This is a genomic window from Streptomyces sp. BK022 (genome assembly GCF_004217355.1).
Classification (GTDB): domain Bacteria; phylum Actinomycetota; class Actinomycetes; order Streptomycetales; family Streptomycetaceae; genus Streptomyces; species Streptomyces griseoluteus.
Genome location: NZ_SHKU01000003.1, coordinates 1,008,772 through 1,027,321, shown reverse-complemented (window position 1 = coordinate 1,027,321; position 18,550 = coordinate 1,008,772). Strand labels below are relative to the sequence as shown.

The 18,550-nt window shown below is 72.9% G+C and carries 15 protein-coding genes; 7 read left to right on the top strand and 8 right to left on the bottom strand.

Annotation, left to right across the window (positions count from 1 at the left end):
* Positions 1-17 precede the first annotated feature (17 nt).
* The gene (locus EV284_RS16185) at positions 18-701 is read right to left on the bottom strand and encodes a class I SAM-dependent methyltransferase (RefSeq protein WP_130334554.1); all 684 of its coding nucleotides are present in this window, start codon (positions 699-701) and stop codon (positions 18-20) included.
* Between the two features lie 140 nt (positions 702-841).
* Here EV284_RS16185 and EV284_RS16180 point away from each other — a divergent pair, with 140 nt between their 5' ends.
* Positions 842-1,168 carry a DUF6343 family protein gene (locus EV284_RS16180; RefSeq protein WP_130334551.1) on the top strand — a complete coding sequence of 109 codons (327 nt, stop codon included), beginning with the start codon at positions 842-844 and terminating at the stop codon, positions 1,166-1,168.
* Positions 1,169-1,178: 10 nt separating this feature from the next.
* On the opposite strand, the gene EV284_RS16175 is transcribed toward EV284_RS16180, so the two are convergent.
* The 4 genes from EV284_RS16175 to rpsA all read right to left on the bottom strand — a co-directional run bounded on the left by EV284_RS16175 (position 1,179) and on the right by rpsA (position 4,927).
* Positions 1,179-1,559: a tetratricopeptide repeat protein gene (locus tag EV284_RS16175; protein WP_130334549.1), complete on the bottom strand. Its 381-nt coding sequence runs from the start codon at positions 1,557-1,559 to the stop codon at positions 1,179-1,181.
* 50 nt (positions 1,560-1,609) lie between these two features.
* Complete coding sequence (gene coaE / locus EV284_RS16170; RefSeq protein WP_130334547.1) at positions 1,610-2,224, bottom strand: dephospho-CoA kinase; 615 nt, start codon at positions 2,222-2,224, stop codon at positions 1,610-1,612.
* A gap of 32 nt (positions 2,225-2,256) precedes the next feature.
* Positions 2,257-3,195 carry a PAC2 family protein gene (locus EV284_RS16165; protein WP_130334545.1) on the bottom strand — a complete coding sequence of 313 codons (939 nt, stop codon included), beginning with the start codon at positions 3,193-3,195 and terminating at the stop codon, positions 2,257-2,259.
* 232 nt (positions 3,196-3,427) lie between these two features.
* Entirely contained in the window at positions 3,428-4,927 is a 1,500-nt protein-coding gene (rpsA, locus tag EV284_RS16160) for a 30S ribosomal protein S1 (protein ID WP_086695143.1), read from the bottom strand.
* Positions 4,928-5,313: 386 nt separating this feature from the next.
* Between rpsA and EV284_RS16155 the strand changes: the two genes are divergently transcribed.
* Both EV284_RS16155 and hrpB read left to right on the top strand, forming a co-directional pair.
* Positions 5,314-6,126, top strand: coding sequence for a class I SAM-dependent methyltransferase (locus EV284_RS16155; RefSeq protein ID WP_130334542.1), 813 nt, complete (start codon positions 5,314-5,316; stop codon positions 6,124-6,126).
* Positions 6,127-6,151: 25 nt separating this feature from the next.
* Positions 6,152-8,656 carry an ATP-dependent helicase HrpB gene (gene hrpB / locus EV284_RS16150; RefSeq protein ID WP_130334540.1) on the top strand — a complete coding sequence of 835 codons (2,505 nt, stop codon included), beginning with the start codon at positions 6,152-6,154 and terminating at the stop codon, positions 8,654-8,656.
* 7 nt (positions 8,657-8,663) lie between these two features.
* Here the strand turns inward: hrpB and EV284_RS16145 are convergent, their stop codons facing one another.
* On the bottom strand, positions 8,664-10,421 hold the full coding sequence (locus tag EV284_RS16145) for a lytic transglycosylase domain-containing protein (protein WP_130334538.1): 1,758 nt from the start codon (positions 10,419-10,421) through the stop codon (positions 8,664-8,666).
* A gap of 314 nt (positions 10,422-10,735) precedes the next feature.
* Between EV284_RS16145 and EV284_RS16140 the strand changes: the two genes are divergently transcribed.
* The gene (locus tag EV284_RS16140) at positions 10,736-11,638 is read left to right on the top strand and encodes a DUF4184 family protein (RefSeq protein WP_130334536.1); all 903 of its coding nucleotides are present in this window, start codon (positions 10,736-10,738) and stop codon (positions 11,636-11,638) included.
* Here the strand turns inward: EV284_RS16140 and EV284_RS16135 are convergent.
* Together EV284_RS16135 and polA are read right to left on the bottom strand one after the other, a co-directional pair.
* On the bottom strand, positions 11,553-11,963 hold the full coding sequence (locus EV284_RS16135; protein ID WP_130334534.1) for a hypothetical protein: 411 nt from the start codon (positions 11,961-11,963) through the stop codon (positions 11,553-11,555). The two genes, EV284_RS16140 and EV284_RS16135, sit on opposite strands and share 86 nt — an antisense overlap.
* 102 nt (positions 11,964-12,065) lie before the next feature.
* Positions 12,066-14,789, bottom strand: a complete 2,724-nt coding sequence (polA, locus tag EV284_RS16130; RefSeq protein WP_130334532.1) for a DNA polymerase I — start codon at positions 14,787-14,789, stop codon at positions 12,066-12,068.
* A 191-nt stretch (positions 14,790-14,980) separates the two neighbouring features.
* On the opposite strand from polA, the gene EV284_RS16125 reads away from it, so the two are divergent.
* The 3 genes from EV284_RS16125 to EV284_RS16115 all read left to right on the top strand — a co-directional run bounded on the left by EV284_RS16125 (position 14,981) and on the right by EV284_RS16115 (position 18,510).
* Positions 14,981-17,281, top strand: coding sequence for an FdhF/YdeP family oxidoreductase (locus EV284_RS16125; protein ID WP_130334530.1), 2,301 nt, complete (start codon positions 14,981-14,983; stop codon positions 17,279-17,281).
* A gap of 57 nt (positions 17,282-17,338) precedes the next feature.
* Complete coding sequence (locus tag EV284_RS16120; protein ID WP_130334528.1) at positions 17,339-17,818, top strand: hotdog fold thioesterase; 480 nt, start codon at positions 17,339-17,341, stop codon at positions 17,816-17,818.
* 89 nt (positions 17,819-17,907) lie between these two features.
* Complete coding sequence (locus EV284_RS16115) at positions 17,908-18,510, top strand: Tat pathway signal sequence domain protein (protein WP_130334526.1); 603 nt, start codon at positions 17,908-17,910, stop codon at positions 18,508-18,510.
* The last annotated feature ends 40 nt before the right edge of the window (positions 18,511-18,550 follow it).

Here is an 18,550-nt window from a genome sequence, read left to right as displayed (position 1 = left end):
CGCGCCCTCCAGGCTCCTCAGCCCACCGGCACCGCCCGCACCCATGTCCCGTCGTCGGTCAGCTCGGCGTCCGCTCTGAGCCCCGCCTCCGCCAGCGCGGCCTCGAACTGCTCCTTCGTCAGGTGCCTGCTGCGGAAGGTCTGGGTCCAGGTGGCGTCCGGGAAGAGGTACTCGGCCCGCACCGAGTCGACCCCGTCCCCGACCGGCTCCACCGAGGCGATCCGGACCGTGAAGCCCCGGGGGTCGACGCGCTCCCTCGGCACGTTCTCGTGGTAGTCCGCGCCCTCCCGCTGGATGAGCACGCGGCCGCCCGGCGCCACATGGCGGGCGCAGGCGTCCAGCAGGGCGTGGCGCAGCGCCGGGTCGGCGGTGTGGACCAGGAACGAGCCGAGCAGGACCACGTCGAACCGCTCGCCCAGGTCGAGGTCCTCGATCGGCGTGCATATGGTGCGCTCCGCCCCGCGCACCCGCTCCAGCATCTCCGCGGACTCGTCCACCGCCGTCACCCGGAAGCCGCGCTCCTTGAGGGCGTGGGTGACCCGGCCCGCGCCGCTGCCCAGCTCCAGGATGTGCGCCCCGGCGGGCACGGCGGCGGCGATGACGTCCGGTTCGTCGCCCGGGGGAAGGCGGGCGTACAGCTCGACCGCGCAGCCGTCCGGGGTGATCGCTCCGGGGCCGGTCCCCTGATGTCCTTCACGCATCTCGACTGTCATGCCGGAAGAACGGACGATCTTCGGTCAGCCGTTCCCGTCCCGCCTCGGACCACTCGTTCGAGTCAATTCACACCGCCCCGGGAACCGGAGTACGTTGCGAGAGGGATTGCCGGAGAGGTGGTGATCGGATGCGTACCGGCAGTGAGCCGACGACTGCGCGCAGTGCGCTGCGGGCGCGGCTGTGGCTGAGCGTGTGGGGGTTCGCCTGGACCGTCTTCGGCACCGTGGCCTTCGCCCTCACCGGACGGACCGGCTGGGCGGTCGCGTGTGCCGTGCTGTGGCTGGTGGTCACGGTCGACCTGGCCCTGGTCCTCCGTCATCTGCGCCAGGGCCCCCACTACCAGCCCGGCCGCGACGTGCCCCCGTACGAGCCCGCGCACGGGGAGCCGGCGGTACGGCCCGGGCGGCGGCGGGGATTCCCGCGCCTGCCCGCGCCCCGGCACCACCACCCCTGAGCGACGGGGCTCACGAGTCGAAGCGGGCCGCTCGCAGATAGTCCGGGTTGGGGTCCAGCGCGGCGGCGAGCCGGAAGTGACGCCGGGCCTGACCGGAACGCCCCTGCCGCTCGTAGGTGCGGCCCAGCGCGAAGTGGGCGAAGGCGTTGTCCGGCTCGCGCTCCAGCACCACCGTGAACTCGAGTTCGGCGGGCCGCAGTTGGGCGGCGGCGAAGAAGGCGCGCGCTCGCAGCAGCCGGGCGGCGGTGTTCTCGGGGTGGGCGGCGATCACTTCGTCGAGCAGTTTCACCGCGCCCCTGGGGTCCCGCGCGTCGAGCAGATGCTCGGCGGCGCGGAAGTCGATGACATCCGTCTCCGGCGTACGTCCGGCGGAACCATTGCTCTCGGGCACGGCGAAGTCCTTCCCTCACTCCGCCGTTCCAACGCATCGGAGGGGAACGGCTATTCCGCGCCACCGCGCCCTGCCGCGCGCCGGTTCAGCTCGGCCCAGACCTCCGCGACCCGCTTCTCCAGCGCGTCCAGCGGCACGTCGTTGTCGATCACGATGTCGGCGATCTCCCGGCGCTGCTCGCGGCTCGCCTGGGCGGCCATGCGGGCCCGGGCGTCCTCCTCGGTCGTCCCGCGCAGCCTGACCAGCCGGTCGAGCTGGGTCTCGGGGCTCGCGTCCACGACGACGACGAGGTCGTACAGCGGCGCCAGCCCGTTCTCGGTGAGGAGCGGTACGTCGTGCAGGACGACGGCGTCCGCGCTCGCGGCGCTCTCCAGCTCGCGGGACCGCTCGCCCACCAGGGGGTGCACGATCGAGTTGAGGACGGCCAGTTTCTCCGGGTCGGCGAAGACGATGGAGCCGAGCCGGGGCCGGTCCAGCGAGCCGTCCTCGGCGAGGATCTCCGGCCCGAACGCCTCCACCACGGCCGCCAGCCCCGGTGTACCCGGCGCCACGACCTCCCGCGCGATCCGGTCCGCGTCGATCAGCACGGCCCCGTGCTCCACGAGCAGCCGCGACACCGCGCTCTTGCCGGCCCCGATGCCGCCGGTCAGCCCTACTTTCAACATGCCGCGCAGCCTAGACCCTGCCGCCGGGAGGCTTACGCCTCACCCTCCCGCTCGGCGAGGAACCGCTCGAACTCCAGGCCGATCTCGTCGGCGGAGGGGATGTCGACGGGCTCGGCGAGCATGTTGCCGCGGGTCTCGGCGCCGGCGGCCGCGTCGTACTGGTGCTCCAGGCCCTGGATCAGCGAGGTCAGTTCCTCGTCGCCCTCGCGGATCTGGCGGTCGATCTCGGTCTGGGTGCGGTGGGCCTCGGTGCGCAGACCGTGCGCGACCCCGGGCAGGACGAGACCGGTGGCGGCGGTGATCGCCTCCAGCACGGTCAGCGCGGCGTCCGGGTAGGCGGAGCGGGCGAGGTAGTGCGGGACGTGCGCGGCGACGCCGAGGACGTCGTGCCCGGCCTGGCCGAGCCGGTACTCCAGCAGCGCGGCGGCACTGCCCGGCACCTGGGCCTCCTCGAAGGGGCTGCGGTGTCCGGGGACCAGGTCGGTGCGGTTGCCGTGCGGAGTGAGGCCCACGGGACGGGTGTGCGGGACGCCCATCGGGATGCCGTGGAAGTTGACGGACAGCCGGACCCCGAGCCGCTCCACGATCTGCTGCACGGCGAGCGCGAACCGCTCCCACTCCACGTCGGGTTCGGGCCCGGACAGCACCAGGAACGGCGCACCGGTGGCGTCCTGCACGAGGCGGACCTCGATGGCCGGCACCTCGTAGTCGGTCCAGCCGTCCCGCTGGAAGGTCAGCAGCGGGCGGCGGGCACGGTAGTCCACCAGCCGGTCGTGGTCGAAACGGGCCACGACCTGGTGCGGCAGCGTGTCGAGGACGCGCTCGACGATCTGGTCGCCCGTCTCTCCCGCGTCGATGTATCCGTCGAAGTGGTAGAGCATGACCAGCCCGGCCGACTCCTGAGCCAACGCCATGTCCACCACGGCGAGCCCCTTCGGCTCCCAAGCGAACAAACCCTGCGGATCAACCACGATGACCGCCCCTCCTTGTGTCGTTACATCCCAACACCGGAGGACCGAACCCCATTCCCAAGATCACCTGAAAGAGGCGCCCACTCCAACCCCCCAAGGGGCGCGGGGAACCGCGCGCTCAACCCCCACCAGCCGCACCTGACAACGCACCAAGAACGCCTGAGGGACCCGCACCTCGAAAGGTACGGGTCCCTCAAGTCAGCCTGAGTGGCTAAACCTCAGCGGTGAGCGCTCAGCTCTGGCCGCCGGCCAGCTTCTCACGCAGCGCGGCAAGCGCCTCGTCCGAAGCAAGGGCACCGGAGGTGTCCGCACCCTCGGAGGAGTAGGAACCGCCACCGGACGCGGCCGGAGCGGCACCCGCGGCGTCGCCACCCTCGGCAGCGGCCTTCTCGTCCGCCTCGCGGGACTTGATGACCTGGGCCTGGTGCTGCTCGAAGCGCTGCTGCGCCTCGGCGTACTGGCCCTCCCACGCCTCGCGCTGGGTCTCGTAGCCCTCGAGCCAGTCGTTGGTCTCGGGGTCGAAGCCCTCGGGGTAGATGTAGTTGCCCTGGTCGTCGTAGGACGCGGCCATGCCGTACAGGGTCGGGTCGAACTCGACCGACGCCGGGTCGGCACCGAAGGCCTCGTTGGCCTGCTTCAGCGAGAGGCTGATGCGGCGACGCTCGAGGTCGATGTCGATGACCTTGACGAAGATCTCGTCGTTGACCTGGACGACCTGCTCCGGGATCTCCACGTGGCGCTCGGCCAGCTCGGAGATGTGGACCAGACCCTCGATGCCCTCGTCCACGCGGACGAACGCACCGAACGGAACCAGCTTCGTGACCTTGCCGGGCACGACCTGGCCGATCTGGTGGGTGCGGGCGAACTGCTGCCACGGGTCTTCCTGGGTCGCCTTCAGCGACAGGGAGACGCGCTCGCGGTCCATGTCCACGTCGAGGACCTCGACGGTGACTTCCTGGCCGACCTCGACAACCTCGGACGGGTGGTCGATGTGCTTCCAGGACAGCTCGGAGACGTGCACCAGGCCGTCGACGCCACCCAGGTCCACGAAGGCACCGAAGTTGACGATGGAGGACACGACGCCGGAGCGGACCTGACCCTTCTGGAGGGTCGTGAGGAACGTCTGGCGGACCTCGGACTGGGTCTGCTCGAGCCAGGCACGGCGGGACAGGACCACGTTGTTGCGGTTCTTGTCCAGCTCGATGATCTTCGCCTCGAGCTCCTTGCCCACGTAGGGCTGGAGGTCGCGGACGCGGCGCATCTCGACCAGGGAGGCCGGGAGGAAGCCGCGGAGGCCGATGTCGAGGATGAGACCACCCTTGACGACCTCGATGACGGTACCGGTGACGATGCCGTCCTCTTCCTTGATCTTCTCGATGGTGCCCCAGGCGCGCTCGTACTGGGCGCGCTTCTTCGAGAGGATCAGGCGGCCTTCCTTGTCCTCCTTCTGGAGAACCAGGGCCTCGATCTCGTCGCCGACCTTGACGACCTCGTTCGGGTCGACGTCGTGCTTGATCGAGAGCTCGCGGCTCGGGATGACACCTTCGGTCTTGTAACCGATGTCGAGCAGGACCTCGTCCCGGTCGACCTTCACGATGACGCCGTCGACGATGTCGCCGTCGTTGAAGTACTTGATCGTCTCGTCGATCGCGGCGAGGAAGGCTTCCTCGTTACCGATGTCGTTGACCGCAACCTGCGGGGTGGTGGCGGTGGTCTCGGTGCTGCTCGTCATGTGGGAAAGGGCTCCGGTGCGGACATTGAAGTCGTAGGTACTGCTTACGCCGGGAGCCCGTTTCGCTCTGCAGAAGCCGGACAGCCAAGGAAGCGCCACATGAACACCGGGTGCCCGGTGGCGCCTCGAAAACCGAGGGATACATACAGATGCGAGCGCGACCTGCTACGTCTGAGGTGCGCAGGCCCGCAGCGCAACTTGTAGCATACGGGGGCAGCCGGGCAGGGTCAATGCGCGAAGGCGCACACCGCGGACGGACCGCCGCATACCCGGCGGAACAATCGCCCAACTGGGCGCGTGTGACCGCGCGATCCCTTCCGTGACACGCGTCCGGCGGGCCGGTTGGACGGAAGAGTACGACGAGGGAGCCGATCATCCAAGAGCCTGTGGGGCACGACCCGGAGGGGTCCGAGCCGGAAGCCACCCGCCGTGACGCGGGGGTCGCGGAGAGCAGCAGGGCCAACCGGGGCTGGTGGGACCGGAACGCCGACGAGTACCAGGTCGAGCACGGCACCTTCCTCGGAGACGACCGCTTCGTCTGGTGCCCGGAGGGGCTGGACGAGGTGGAGGCCGAGCTGCTCGGCCCCGCGGAGGAGCTGAAGGGCCGGGACGTGCTGGAGATCGGCGCGGGCGCGGCGCAGTGCGCGCGCTGGCTGGCCGCCCAGGGGGCCCGGCCGGTCGCGCTCGACCTCTCCCACCGGCAGCTCCAGCACGCGCTGCGCATCGGCTCGGAGTTCCCGCTGGTGTGCGCGGACGCGGGCGCGCTGCCCTTCGCGGACGCCTCCTTCGACCTGGTGTGCTCGGCGTACGGGGCGCTGCCGTTCGTGGCCGATCCCCGGCTGGTGCTGCGCGAGGTGCGGCGGGTGCTGCGGCCGGGCGGCCGGCTGGTGTTCTCGGTGACGCACCCGATCCGCTGGGCGTTCCCGGACGAGCCGGGTCCGGAGGGGCTGTCGGTGGCGTCGTCCTACTTCGACCGCACTCCCTATGTGGAGCAGGACGACGACGGACACGCCGTCTATGTGGAGCACCACCGCACGATCGGTGACCGGGTGCGGGACGTCGTGTCCTCCGGTTTCCGGCTGGTGGACCTGGTGGAGCCGGAGTGGCCGGCCTGGAACACCTCGGAGTGGGGCGGCTGGTCCCCGCTGCGCGGCAGCCTGATCCCCGGTACGGCGATCTTCGTCTGCGAACGGGACTGAGCGTCCGGCGTACGACACTGGGGGCGTGATCCGTGACGACGCCCTCGCCGCGCTGCCCGTGCGCTCCGCCCTGCCCGACCTGACCACCGCGCTGGACGAGCGGGGCACCGCCGTATTGGTGGCGCCGCCCGGTACCGGCAAGACGACGCTCGTGCCGCTGGTGCTGGCCGGGCTGGTCGGCGGGGGGCCGGCGCGGCGGGTCGTGGTGGCCGAGCCCCGCCGGATCGCCGCGCGGGCCGCCGCGCGGCGGATGGCGTGGCTGCTGGGCGAGCAGCCGGGTGTGAGCGTCGGCCACACCGTGCGCGGCGAACGTGTGGTGGGGCGCCGTACCCGCGTCGAGGTCGTGACCACCGGTGTCCTCCTCCAGCGGCTCCAGCGGGACCAGGAGCTGAGCGGTGTCGACGTGGTGGTGCTCGACGAGTGCCACGAGCGGCATCTCGACGCCGACACGGCCGCCGCCTTCCTCTGGGACGTACGGGGAACCCTCCGGCCCGACCTGTGGCTGGTGGCCGCCTCCGCGACCACCGACGCCCAGGGCTGGGCCCGGCTGCTCGGCGGCGCGCCGGTGGTGGAGGCGGCCGGGGTCTCGTACCCCGTGGACGTGATCTGGGCGCCGCCCGCGCGTCCGGTACGCCCGCCGCACGGGATGCGGGTGGACCCCGCCCTCCTCGCGCACGTGGTCTCGGTCGTACGGCGGGCTCTCGCCGAGCAGACCGGTGACGTGCTGTGCTTCCTGCCGGGAGTCGGCGAGATCGCCCGCGTGGCCGGGCAGCTGGGCCGGCTTCCCGGCGTCGACGTGCTCCAGGTGCACGGCCGCGCCCCCGCCGCCGTGCAGGACGCGGTGCTCTCCCCCGGTGAGCGGCGCCGGGTGGTCCTGGCGACCTCCGTGGCCGAGTCCTCCCTCACCGTGCCGGGCGTCCGGGTCGTCGTCGACTCCGGGCTCGCCCGGGAGCCCCGCGTGGACCACGCGCGCGGCCTGAGCGGCCTGGCGACGGTACGGGCCTCCCGCGCGGCGGGCGCCCAGCGGGCGGGGCGGGCCGGGCGCGAGGCACCCGGCGTGGTCTACCGCTGCTGGGACCGTGCCGAGGACACCCGTCTCCCCGCCTTCCCGGCCCCGGAGATCAAGGTCGCCGACCTGACCGCCTTCGCCCTCCAGGCGTCCTGCTGGGGCGACCCCGACGCCACGGGCCTCGCCCTTCTGGACCCGCCGCCCGCCGGCGCGATGGCGGCGGCCCGGGACGTCCTGACCGCGGTCGGCGCCGTCGATCCGCTCGGCCGGGCCACCCCCCGGGGCACCCGCCTCTCCCGCCTCGGCCTGCACCCCCGCCTCGGCCGGGCCCTCCTCGACTCCCCCACCCCTGCCGCCGCAGAGGCAGTCGCCCTCCTTTCGGAGGAGCTGCCCCGCGAGTACGGCGACGACCTGGCGGGTGCCCTGCGCCGGGCCCGCCGGGGTGGCGACGCGTATGCCGCGCGGTGGGCGGCGGAGGTACGGCGACTGCGCGGGGCGGCGGGGCAGGAGGGCACGGGCGCGCCCGCTCCCGCGAGTGAGCCCCTCGGCGACGAGGCCGCCGTCGGTCAGGTGGCCGCTCTCGCCTTTCCCGAGCGGATCGCCCGGCTGGACGGCGGGTCGTATCTGACGGTGTCCGGGAGCCGGGTCGAGCTGGACGAGGGCTCGGCGTTGCGGGGGGCGCCGTGGATCGTGGTGGCCGTGGCGGACCGTGCCGTGGGGAAGGGGCACGGGCGGGTGCGGCTCGGGGCCGCTGTGCGGGAGGACGTGGCCCGGGCCGCCGCCGCTCCGCTGCTTCAGGAGCGGGAGGAGGTGCGCTGGGCCGAGGGGGAGGTCGTGGCGCGGCGGGTCGAGCGGCTGGGGGCCGTCGAGCTGGCCGTGCGGCCCCTCACCCGGCCGGACCCCGAGCGGGTGCGGGCCGCCCTGGTCGACGGGCTGGAGCGGGAAGGGCTGGAGCTGCTGCGGTGGACAGAGCACGCTCGGCTCCTGCGCGAGCGGCTGGCGTTCCTGCGCGCGCGGCTCGGGGAGCCGTGGCCCGACGTGTCGCAGGAGGCGCTGCTGGCCCGTGTGGACGACTGGCTGGAGCCGGAGCTGGGGCGGGCCCGGCGCCGGGCGGACCTGGGGCGGATCGACGCGGGGCAGGCGTTGACGCGGCTGCTGCCGTGGGCGGGCGGGGAGGCGGCACGGCTGGAGGAGCTGGCGCCGGAGCGGATCGCCGTACCGAGCGGGTCACGGGTGCGGGTGGACTACGCGGACCCCGAACGGCCGGTGCTGGCCGTGAAGTTGCAGGAGATGTTCGGGCTGCGGGAGACCCCGGAGGTGGCCGGGGTGCCGCTGCTGGTGCATCTGCTGTCGCCCGCCGGGCGGCCCGCCGCCGTGACGGCGGACCTCGCCTCGTTCTGGCGGGACGGCTACCGGGCGGTCCGGGCCGAGCTGCGCGGGCGCTACCCGAAGCATCCCTGGCCCGAGGACCCGGCCACCGCCGAGCCGACCCGTCACACGACGGCCCGGCTCAGGCGGTGAGGGAACCTCAGGAGCCGGCCGACGGGCTCGGCGAGGGGCTCGCCGAAGCACTGGCCGAGGCGCTCGCCGCGACGGAGACCTTCAGCTCGACGGTGACGCTTCCGCCTCCCGGCGTGGTGACGCGGAGCAGGTAGGTGCCGCTGAAGAGGTCCGCGTACAGCTTGGGCAGCGTGACGACACCGTTCGCGTCGGTGGTGAGCCCGGTGAGGGTGCGCACGGGCCGGCCGTTCGCGTCCTTGAAGTAGGGGCCGGCGATGTTCGCGCTGGGGTCGGCAGCGGATTTGATCAGGGTGGCGGTGGCGCCGACCTTGGCCGCCGGAGCGCCCTTGTAGGTGGCCTTCACCTGGACCTGCCCGGTGAACTCGCCGCCCGGGGCGCAGGTCAGCGCGGTGTCGGAGGTGCGGACCAGCTTGTCGGCGGGGCGCGGGGTGACGGTGGCCGTGTAGCCGACGCCCTTGGCCGTGTGCCCGACGACCACACTGGTGACCTTGAAGGTGCCGGCCTTCTCGCCCGCGAGGAGCTGCGGGGCGAGCGCTACGCCCTTGGCGTCGGTGGCGATGGTGGCCACCCGCTCGCCGCCGGTGAAGGTGGCGTCGGTGTCGCCGCTGATGGTGAACCGCACCCGGACCTTGGCCACGGACTTGCCGTCCTTGGTCACCGCGCGGGCGCCGAGCCGCCGTTCGAAAGCGTCTCCGGCCGTGGCGGTCAGCTCGGTGCCGTCCAGGTCGGCGGAGACGAGGTGGTCCACCGTGTCGGACGGGGTGGGCGTCCCGGTCGGCGGGGTCGGCTCGGGCGAGGGGCTGCCGGGCGTACTGGGGTCGGGGCTCGGCTCGGCCGGCTTGGAAGGCTTGCCCGGCTTCGAGGGCTTCGAGGGCTTCGGCGAGGGGGAGCCCGGGGTGGCGGGCATGCTCGTGCGCGGCAGGTCGTCGTCGCTGCGGTGGCTGGGGACGCCGCCGGAGCCGTCCGGGACCGAGTGGGTGCCCTTGCGGTAGTAATCCACCCAGCTCAGCACGAGGTTGAGGTAGTCGGTGGAGTTGTTGTAGCTGAGGATCGCGCGGTGCAGGTCGCGTTCCGTGGAGAGGTCCCAGCCGTTGCGGCACAGGTAGTGGCCCGCGGCGAGGGCGGCGTCGTAGACGTTGTTCGGGTCGGCCTTGCCGTCGCCGTTGCCGTCGCGGCCCGCCCACGCCCAGGTGGACGGGATGAACTGCATCGGGCCGATGGCCTGGTCGTAGGAGCTGTTGCCGTCGTAGGCACCGTGGTCGGTGTCCTTGATGAGGGCGAAGCCGTTGCCGTCGAGCTGGGGGCCGATGATCGGGCTGATCGTGGTGCCGTCGGCCCGTACGCGGCCACCCCTGGCCTGGCCGGACTCCACCTTGCCGATGGCGGCGAGGAGTTGCCAGGGCAGGTTGCAGCCGGGCTTGGTGGCGCGGAGTTCGGCCTCGGCCTTCTGGTAGGCGTCCAGGACGGTCGCGGGGATGCCCGCCTCGCCCTCGCCCCGCGAGACGGGTGTGCCGATCGTCGACGACGGGCTCGGCAGGGGGCTCTTGAGCGGCGGAAGGTCCGTGTAGTACGGGGAGTTGCCGGTGGCGTTGCCGTCCGCCGAGACCTCCGGTGCGGGGGTGCTGTGGCCCGCGCTGGTCTGGAGGGGTTCGGGGGCGCCGGTCGCGCCCGGTGCCTGGGACGCGGAGAGTGCCGCCACCGCCAAGGCGGCCGCCGCGGTCGTCGCCGCTCCCTTGCGCAGCCGCCTGCCCTTGTGCGCCGCCATAGAGTGAACCCCTCCCGTGGACGCCCTCGGCGTCCGTCTGCGCCTGTCCCGACTGAAGGTGTGACGGCCGAGCCGGTGCCACGGTTGCCCGGTGTGCCGCACTGTGGTCTGTGGGGTGGGTCACCTGACCGTGTGCACGACAGATGCGCCCCGGCCGACCCTACGTCAACTCCCCTGTCGCGAGGCACCCGTGACGCCCGTGTTTTCCGGACTTGGCCGACTCCCGTCGCCCGCACGGCCGGTGAGGGCGGATCACGCATACTGGGGCGCGCGATCACCGGCGCGGCCCGTGCCGGCCGTTCCGGGAGGACCTGTTGCCCTTCACCCTCAGCCACGCCGCGGCCGTACTGCCCGCCGTCCGCCGGGACGGGACCGGGCGCGGGCCGCTGGTCCCCGCGGTGCTCGTCGCGGGCTCCTTCGCGCCGGACCTGACCTATTACGCGGCCAGTGTCCGCCCGGAGGCCATGGAGTTCGGGACGTTCACGCACTCCGTCACCGGTGTGTTCACCGTGGACGTGCTGATCTCCTGGGCGCTGGTGGCGCTCTGGCTGCTGGTGCGCGAGCCGCTGGTGGCGCTGCTCCCCGGGCCCTGGCAGCCCAGGCCCGCCGCCCTGCTGCGCTGCGGGGCACCCCGCGCGCGGGTCCGGGTCCGGCCGGCCCTGTGGTGGTACGTCTCGGCGGTGCTCGGCGCGCTCACGCACGTGGTGTGGGACGCCTTCACCCACCACGACCGCTGGGGTACCGGCCTGGTCCCGGTGCTCGCCAGCGTCGTGGCCGGAATTCCCCTCTTCCAGTGGCTCCAGTACGGCACCTCGGCCCTGGCCGCCGCCGGGATCGCCGTCTTCTCCGTGCGGGCGCTCCGGGCGGCCCCGGACGCCGGCCCGGTGGGCGTTGCCGTGCTCTCCGTACGGGACCGGTGCTGGGCCCTGGCCCTGCTGGGCGGTTGCGCGCTGGGCGCGGCGGTGGTGCGGGCGGTGCGCTGGTGGGCCTACTGGGGCGCGGTCGCCCGGCCCTGGGAACTGGTGCCCACGGTCTGCTTCGGGGCGGGCGCGGGCCTGCTGCTCGGGGTGGTGCTGTACGCGGGCGCGGTGAGGGTGGGGCGGTCCCCCAGGGGGTGTCTCCCCGATCCCCCTAGTCCCGCCTCTGCCCCGAGCGGGGAGCCGGTGTCGCGGGATGCGGTGGTCGGCGCGGGGCGGCGGGGGCGGGGCGGTCGGTGAGGGAGGCCACGAACACGGTGAGCGTGTGCCGGGGGCGTGCCTTCGGCAGGTGGGCCAGCAGCAGCGCGAGGTAGCCGCGCGCGAGGTCTGCGCAGGCGTGCCGGTCGGGGAGGTGGCGGGCCCCGGCGGCCAGGGTCCGGCGGGTGGCCGCGCCCGCCCGGCGGACGCGGGTCAGCGGGTGCGAGGGGTGGCGGGCGGCGCTGGCGCCGGCCGCGACGACGGGCACGGCCGTCCCGGACGCCTCCGGCGCCGGTCCGGTGTCCGTACGCTCCGTACTGCCGTGCCGCGGGGCGGGCCTCAGGCGGTGAAGCATGCGTATACCCATGCCCGCAGTCTCGCGGGTGGCGGGCGGGGCCTGCGTTCTGGCGGGGGCCACGTGAGTGAAACCCCGCGGGGAGGGCGGCTCCCCGCGGGGTTCCGGGCGGCTTCAGTGCGCCGCCGACTCCCAGTCCGGGCCGACGCCCACCGAGACGTCCAGCGGGGCCCGCAGGCTGACGGCGCCGGCCATCTCGCGGCGGACGATCTCCTCGGCGGCCGCGCGCTCACCGGGGGCGATCTCCAGCACGATTTCGTCGTGGACCTGGAGCAGCATCCGGGACTTCAGCTCCGCCTCGCGCAGCGCCCGGTCCACGTTGAGCATCGCGATCTTGACGATGTCGGCGGCGGTGCCCTGGATCGGGGCGTTCAGCGCCATCCGCTCGGCGGCCTCGCGGCGCTGGCGGTTGTCGCTGTTGAGGTCGGGCAGGTAGCGGCGGCGGCCGAAGAGGGTCGCCGTGTAGCCGGTCGCCCGTGCCTCGTCGACCGCGCGGCGCAGGTAGTCCCGTACTCCGCCGAACCGCTCGAAGTAGGTGTCCATCAGCGCGCGGGCCTCGCCGGCGTCGATGTTGAGCTGCTGGGAGAGGCCGAAGGCGGACAGGCCGTAGGCGAGGCCGTACGACATGGCCTTGATCTTGCGGCGCATCTCGGCGTCGACCGAGTCCCGGCCGACCGAGAAGACCTGGGAGGCGACCGTGGTGTGCAGGTCCTCGCCGGAGGTGAACGCCTCGATCAGGCCGGCGTCCTCGGAGAGGTGGGCCATGACGCGCAGCTCGATCTGGCTGTAGTCGGCCGTCATCAGGGACTCGAAGCCCTCGCCGACCACGAAGCCCCGGCGGATCGCGCGGCCCTCGTCGGTGCGGACCGGGATGTTCTGCAGGTTGGGGTCGGTGGAGGACAGCCGGCCGGTCGCCGCCACCGTCTGGTTGAAGGTGGTGTGGATGCGGCCGTCGGCGGCGATGGTCTTGATCAGGCCCTCGACGGTGACGCGCAGCTTGGCCTGCTCCCGGTGGCGGAGCATGATCACCGGCAGTTCGTTGTCCGTCTGCGCGGCGAGCCAGGCCAGGGCGTCGGCGTCGGTGGTGTAGCCGGTCTTGGTCTTCTTGGTCCTGGGCAGCGCCAGCTCGCCGAAGAGGACCTCCTGGAGCTGCTTGGGCGAGCCGAGGTTGAACTCGTGCCCCGCCGCCGCGTGCGCCTCCTTCACCGCCTGCTGCACGGCGCCCGCGAAGGTCTGCTCCATGGCCTCCAGGTGCGGGCGGTCGGCCGCGATGCCGTGCCGCTCCATGCGGGCGAGCAGCGCGGAGGTGGGCAGCTCCATGTCCCGCAGCAGGTCCGCGGCGCCGACCTCGGCGAGCCGGGTCTCCAGCGCCTCACCCAGGTCGAGGATGGCGCGCGCCTTGATCATGAGGGCCTCGGCCTCGGCGCCGTCGTCCCCGCCGAAGGCGAGCTGGCCGTCGGCCGCGGCGGCCGGGGCCAGCTCGCGGTGCAGGTACTCCAGCGAGAGCGCGTCCAGGTCGAAGGAGCGGCGGCCGGGCTTGACCAGGTAGGCGGCGAGCGCGGTGTCCATGGTCACGCCCTCGACCCGCCAGCCGTGCTCGGCCAGCACCCGCATGGCGGCCTTGACGTTGTGCAGCACCTTGGGGCGCGCCGGGTCGGCCAGCCAGCCGGCGAACGCCCGCTCGTCGGCCTCGTCCAGCTCGGTGGGGTCGAAGAAGGCGGCCGCTCCCCCGGCGGCCGCGAGGGCGACCTCGGCGACCGAGCCGGTGCCCAGCGCCCAGGTGTCGACCGTGGCCATGCCCAGCGGCCCGGCGGCGTGCTCGGCCAGCCAGCCGGCCAGCTCGCCGGTGCCCAGAACGGTGCCGTCCACCTCGACGCCCTCCGCCGTGACCGGGGTGGTCTCGGCCTCCTCGGCGCCGGGGTCGACGGCGAAGAGCCGCTCGCGCAGGGAGGGGTTGCGGATCTCCAGGGTGTCCAGGAACGCCGCCACGCCCTTGCGGTCGTACGGCTCACGGCCGAGGTCCGCGACCGTCCTCGGCAGCTCGACCTCGCGCTCCAGCTCGGTCAGGACGCGGTTGAGCTTGACCGACTCCAGGTGGTCGCGGAGGTTCTGCCCGGCCTTGCCCTTGACCTCCTCGACGCGCTCGACCAGCTCCGCGAACGAGCCGAACTGGTTGATCCACTTCGCGGCGGTCTTCTCGCCGACGCCGGGGATGCCGGGCAGGTTGTCGGACGGGTCGCCGCGCAGGGCGGCGAAGTCGGGGTACTGCGCGGGCGTCAACCCGTACTTCTCGAAGACCTTCTCCGGGGTGAAGCGGGTCAGCTCCGAGACGCCCTTGGTGGGGTAGAGCACCGTGGTGTGCTCGCTGACCAGCTGGAAGGAGTCCCGGTCGCCGGTGACGATCAGCACGTCGAAGCCCGCGGCCTCGGCCTGGGTGGCGAGGGTGGCGATCACGTCGTCCGCCTCGAAGCCGTCCACGGCGAAGCGGGGCGCGCGCATCGCGTCCAGCAGCTCGCCGATCAGCTCGACCTGGCCCTTGAACTCGTCCGGCGTCTTGGAGCGGTTCGCCTTGTACTCGGTGAACGTCTCGGAGCGCCAGGTCTTGCGGGACACGTCGAAGGCGACCGCGAAGTGCGTGGGCGCCTCGTCACGCAGGGTGTTGGCCAGCATCGAGGCGAAGCCGTAGATCGCGTTCGTCGGCTGGCCCGTCGCGGTGGTGAAGTTCTCCGCGGGCAGCGCGAAGAACGCGCGGTACGCCAGTGAGTGCCCGTCCATGAGCATCAGGCGGGGTCGGCCGCCGGGAGGGGTGTCGGTCTTCTTCGATGCTGTCTCTGCCACGCCCCCGATCCTGCCACGCCGCACTGACAGCCGAGTCCGCGAACCGTTTCGCGGGAAGATCACGCACCGTCCACAGGGCTTCCCCCCACCCGCTGTCCACAGGGCTCCCGTCACGGGCGCCCACGGGGCATGCTTGTCGGCGGGACCGGGGGATCCCGGACGCGAGAAGGACGATCGAAGGGGAGCGGGCGATGGCGACGAAGCCGCCCAAGGGTGATCCGGTGCAGGACGCGCCGCAGACAGGGGAGCCGAAGCACGCGGCGGCGGGCCTGCCCGCGGTGGGGCACTCCCTGAAGATCGCGCAGCAGCAGATGGGAGTGCGGCGCACCGCGCTGACCCTGCTGCGGGTGAACCAGAAGGACGGCTTCGACTGCCCCGGCTGCGCGTGGCCCGAGCCGGAGCACCGGCACATGGCGGAGTTCTGCGAGAACGGCGCCAAGGCGGTGGCCGAGGAGGCCACGCTGCGCCGGGTCACCCCGGAGTTCTTCGCCGCGCACCCGGTGGCCGACCTCGCGGGCCGCAGCGGCTACTGGCTGGGCCAGCAGGGCCGCCTCACCCACCCCATGTACCTGCCCGAGGGCGCCGACCGCTACGAGCCGGTCAGCTGGGAGCGCGCCTTCGACATCGTCGCGGAGGAGATCGCGGCCCTCGGCTCGCCGGACGAGGCCGTCTTCTACACGTCGGGACGCACCAGCAACGAGGCGGCGTTCCTGTACCAGCTCTTCGCCCGCGAGCTGGGCACCAACAACCTGCCCGACTGCTCCAACATGTGCCACGAGTCGTCCGGTTCCGCGCTGTCGGAGACGATCGGCGTCGGCAAGGGCAGCGTCCTGCTGGAGGACCTGTACCGGGCCGACCTGATCGTCGTGGCCGGTCAGAACCCCGGCACCAACCATCCGCGCATGCTCTCCGCGCTGGAGAAGGCCAAGGCGGCCGGCGCGAAGATCATCAGCGTCAATCCGCTGCCCGAGGCGGGCCTGGAGCGGTTCAAGAACCCGCAGACCCCGCAGGGCATGCTCAAGGGCGCCGCGCTCACCGACCTGTTCCTGCAGATCCGCATCGGCGGCGACCAGGCCCTCTTCCGCCTGCTGAACAAGCTGATCCTGGAGACGGAGGGCGCGGTCGACGAGGAGTTCGTCCGCGAGCACACCCACGGCTTCGAGGAGTTCGCGGACGCGGCGGCCAAGGCCGACTGGGACGAGACGCTGGCCGCGACCGGCCTCACCCGTGCGGAGATCGAGCGGGCCCTGGAGATGGTCCTGGCCTCGAAGCGGACCATCGTCTGCTGGGCCATGGGCCTCACCCAGCACAAGCACGCGGTGCCCACCATCCGCGAGGTGGTCAACTTCCTTCTGCTGCGCGGCGACATCGGCCGTCCCGGCGCCGGGGTGTGCCCGGTGCGCGGCCATTCCAACGTGCAGGGCGACCGCACGATGGGTATCTTCGAGCGCCCCGCGCCCGCCTTCCTGGACGCGCTGGAGCGGGAGTTCGGCTTCGCCCCGCCGCGCGGGCACGGCTTCGACGTCGTACGGGCCATCCGCGCACTGCGGGACGGCGAGGCGAAGGTGTTCTTCGCCATGGGCGGCAACTTCGTCTCCGCCTCGCCCGACACCGAGGTCACCGAGGCGGCCATGCGGCGGGCCCGGCTGACCGTGCACGTCTCGACCAAGCTCAACCGCTCCCACGTGGTCACCGGCGCCCGCGCCCTGATCCTGCCGACGCTGGGCCGCACCGAGCGCGACGTCCAGGGCGGGGGCGAGCAGTTCGTCACCGTCGAGGACTCCATGGGCATGGTGCACGCCTCGCGCGGCCGGCTGGCGCCCGCGAGCCCCCACCTGCTGTCCGAGCCCGCCATCGTGGCCCGGCTGGCGCGGCGGGTGCTGCCGGACAGCACGGTGCCGTGGGCGGAGTTCGAGCGGGACTACGCGGCGATCCGCGACCGTATCGCGCGGGTGGTCCCCGGCTTCGAGGACTTCAACGCCCGCGTCGCCCGCCCCGGCGGCTTCACCCTGCCGCACGCCCCGCGCGACGAGCGCCGCTTCCCCACCGCCACCGGCAAGGCCAACTTCACCGCCGCGCCGGTGGAACACCCGGAGCTGCCCGAGGGCCGGCTGCTGCTCCAGACACTGCGCTCGCACGACCAGTACAACACCACGATCTACGGCCTGGACGACCGCTACCGGGGCATCACCGACGGCCGCCGGGTGGTGCTGGTCCACCCCGAGGACGCCCGCGCGCTCGGGGTGGACGACGGAAGCTACGTGGACCTGGTGGGCGAGTGGAGCGACGGGGTGGAGCGGCGGGCGCCCGGTTTCCGGGTGGTGCACTACCCGACCGCGCGGGGCTGCGCGGCCTCGTACTACCCGGAGACCAATGTGCTGGTGCCGCTGGACGCCACCGCCGACACCAGCAACACCCCGGCCAGCAAGTCGGTGGTGATCCGGCTGGAGGCGCGCCCGGAGGGCCGTCTGGAACAATCGGCGACCGACTGAGCGTTCGCTCAGTGACATGGGTCGCCGCCGGACAGGCGCACGAGATCGGAGCCGGGCATGGGTGAGCAGCAGCAGGTGAGATTCCCGCAGGAGATCATCGACGAGTACGCGGCGCTCGGTGTGGACCTGCCCGCGATGTTCTCCGCCGGTCACCTGGGGACGCGGATGGGCGTGCAGATCATCGAGGCGGCGCCGGAGCGGGTGGTCGGCACCATGCCGGTGGAGGGCAACACCCAGCCGTACGGCCTGCTGCACGGCGGCGCCTCGGCGGTGCTCGCCGAGACCCTCGGCTCGGTCGGCTCGATGCTGCACGGCGGCAGTTCCAAGGTCGCCGTCGGTGTCGACCTGAACTGCACCCACCACCGGGGCGTCCGCTCCGGCCTGGTCACCGGCGTCGCCACCCCGGTCCACCGGGGCCGCTCCACGGCGACGTACGAGATCGTCATCAGCGACGAGCAGGACCGCCGCGTCTGCACGGCCCGTCTGACCTGCCTCCTGCGCGACCTCCCGGCGGGCGAGGCCACGGCGAAGGACTGACGCTCTCCGTTGCCCCGCCCCGTCCCACGCCGTAGCTTTCGGCGCATGGGACGGGGCGGGGCATTTCTCGTACGGCGCGGATTTCGGCGATGACCGGCATCGGCCCGCCGGAACCCGGCGAGGGCACCTGGGCGCGCGAGCCCGCCGAGGCACGGCCGGCGCCCCGCCCACGGCGGCGCCGCACCCTACTGATTCCGGCCACCGCCTGCGCGGTGCTGGCCGCCGGCGCCGCCCTCTGGGCCACCCGCCCACGCCCGGCACCCCCGCCCGAACTCCCCTTTCCCGCACAGACGGTGACCGTGGCCTTCCTGGCCGGCCGGACCACCGCACCCCACCGCCTCGCCTTCGACGTGCGGCTCGCCGTGGAGTCCGGCCCCCCGGTCACCGTGACCCGGGTGAGCCAGCCCTACGCCGGGATGTCGGCCGAATCCGAACCCCGCGCGCCCTTCCGGACCGCACCCGGCTCGTCCCGGGTGATCACCGTGACCATGCGTGTCACGAAATGCGGAAGGGTGCCCAAAAACGCCGCACTGCCTTTCCTGGAAGTAACACTGCGTAATGCGCGCGCAATACAAACCCAGAGTTTCATCCTCGGTCCGCGCTACGCCCGATACCTCTCCCGCGCCCTCGGTGAAGCCTGCGACGAAAGTACGCCGTCATCACCAAAACCCTCGAGACGCCTGAACAGTTGAGGGCGCGTGCTGCACGTTCTCACCATGTGGACAGGGCGAA

Excerpts from the sequence above, each read along its gene's own strand:
- EV284_RS16185 (WP_130334554.1), bottom strand. The coding sequence starts at position 701 with ATGCGTGAAGGACATCAGGGGACCGGCCCCGGAGCGATCACCCCGGAC.
- EV284_RS16180 (WP_130334551.1), top strand. The coding sequence starts at position 842 with ATGCGTACCGGCAGTGAGCCGACGACTGCGCGCAGTGCGCTGCGGGCG.
- coaE (WP_130334547.1), bottom strand. The coding sequence starts at position 2,224 with ATGTTGAAAGTAGGGCTGACCGGCGGCATCGGGGCCGGCAAGAGCGCG.
- rpsA (WP_086695143.1), bottom strand. The coding sequence starts at position 4,927 with ATGACGAGCAGCACCGAGACCACCGCCACCACCCCGCAGGTTGCGGTC.
- EV284_RS16145 (WP_130334538.1), bottom strand. The coding sequence starts at position 10,421 with ATGGCGGCGCACAAGGGCAGGCGGCTGCGCAAGGGAGCGGCGACGACC.
- EV284_RS16135 (WP_130334534.1), bottom strand. The coding sequence starts at position 11,963 with ATGGGTATACGCATGCTTCACCGCCTGAGGCCCGCCCCGCGGCACGGC.
- EV284_RS16125 (WP_130334530.1), top strand. The coding sequence starts at position 14,981 with ATGGCGACGAAGCCGCCCAAGGGTGATCCGGTGCAGGACGCGCCGCAG.
- EV284_RS16120 (WP_130334528.1), top strand. The coding sequence starts at position 17,339 with ATGGGTGAGCAGCAGCAGGTGAGATTCCCGCAGGAGATCATCGACGAG.
- EV284_RS16115 (WP_130334526.1), top strand. The coding sequence starts at position 17,908 with ATGACCGGCATCGGCCCGCCGGAACCCGGCGAGGGCACCTGGGCGCGC.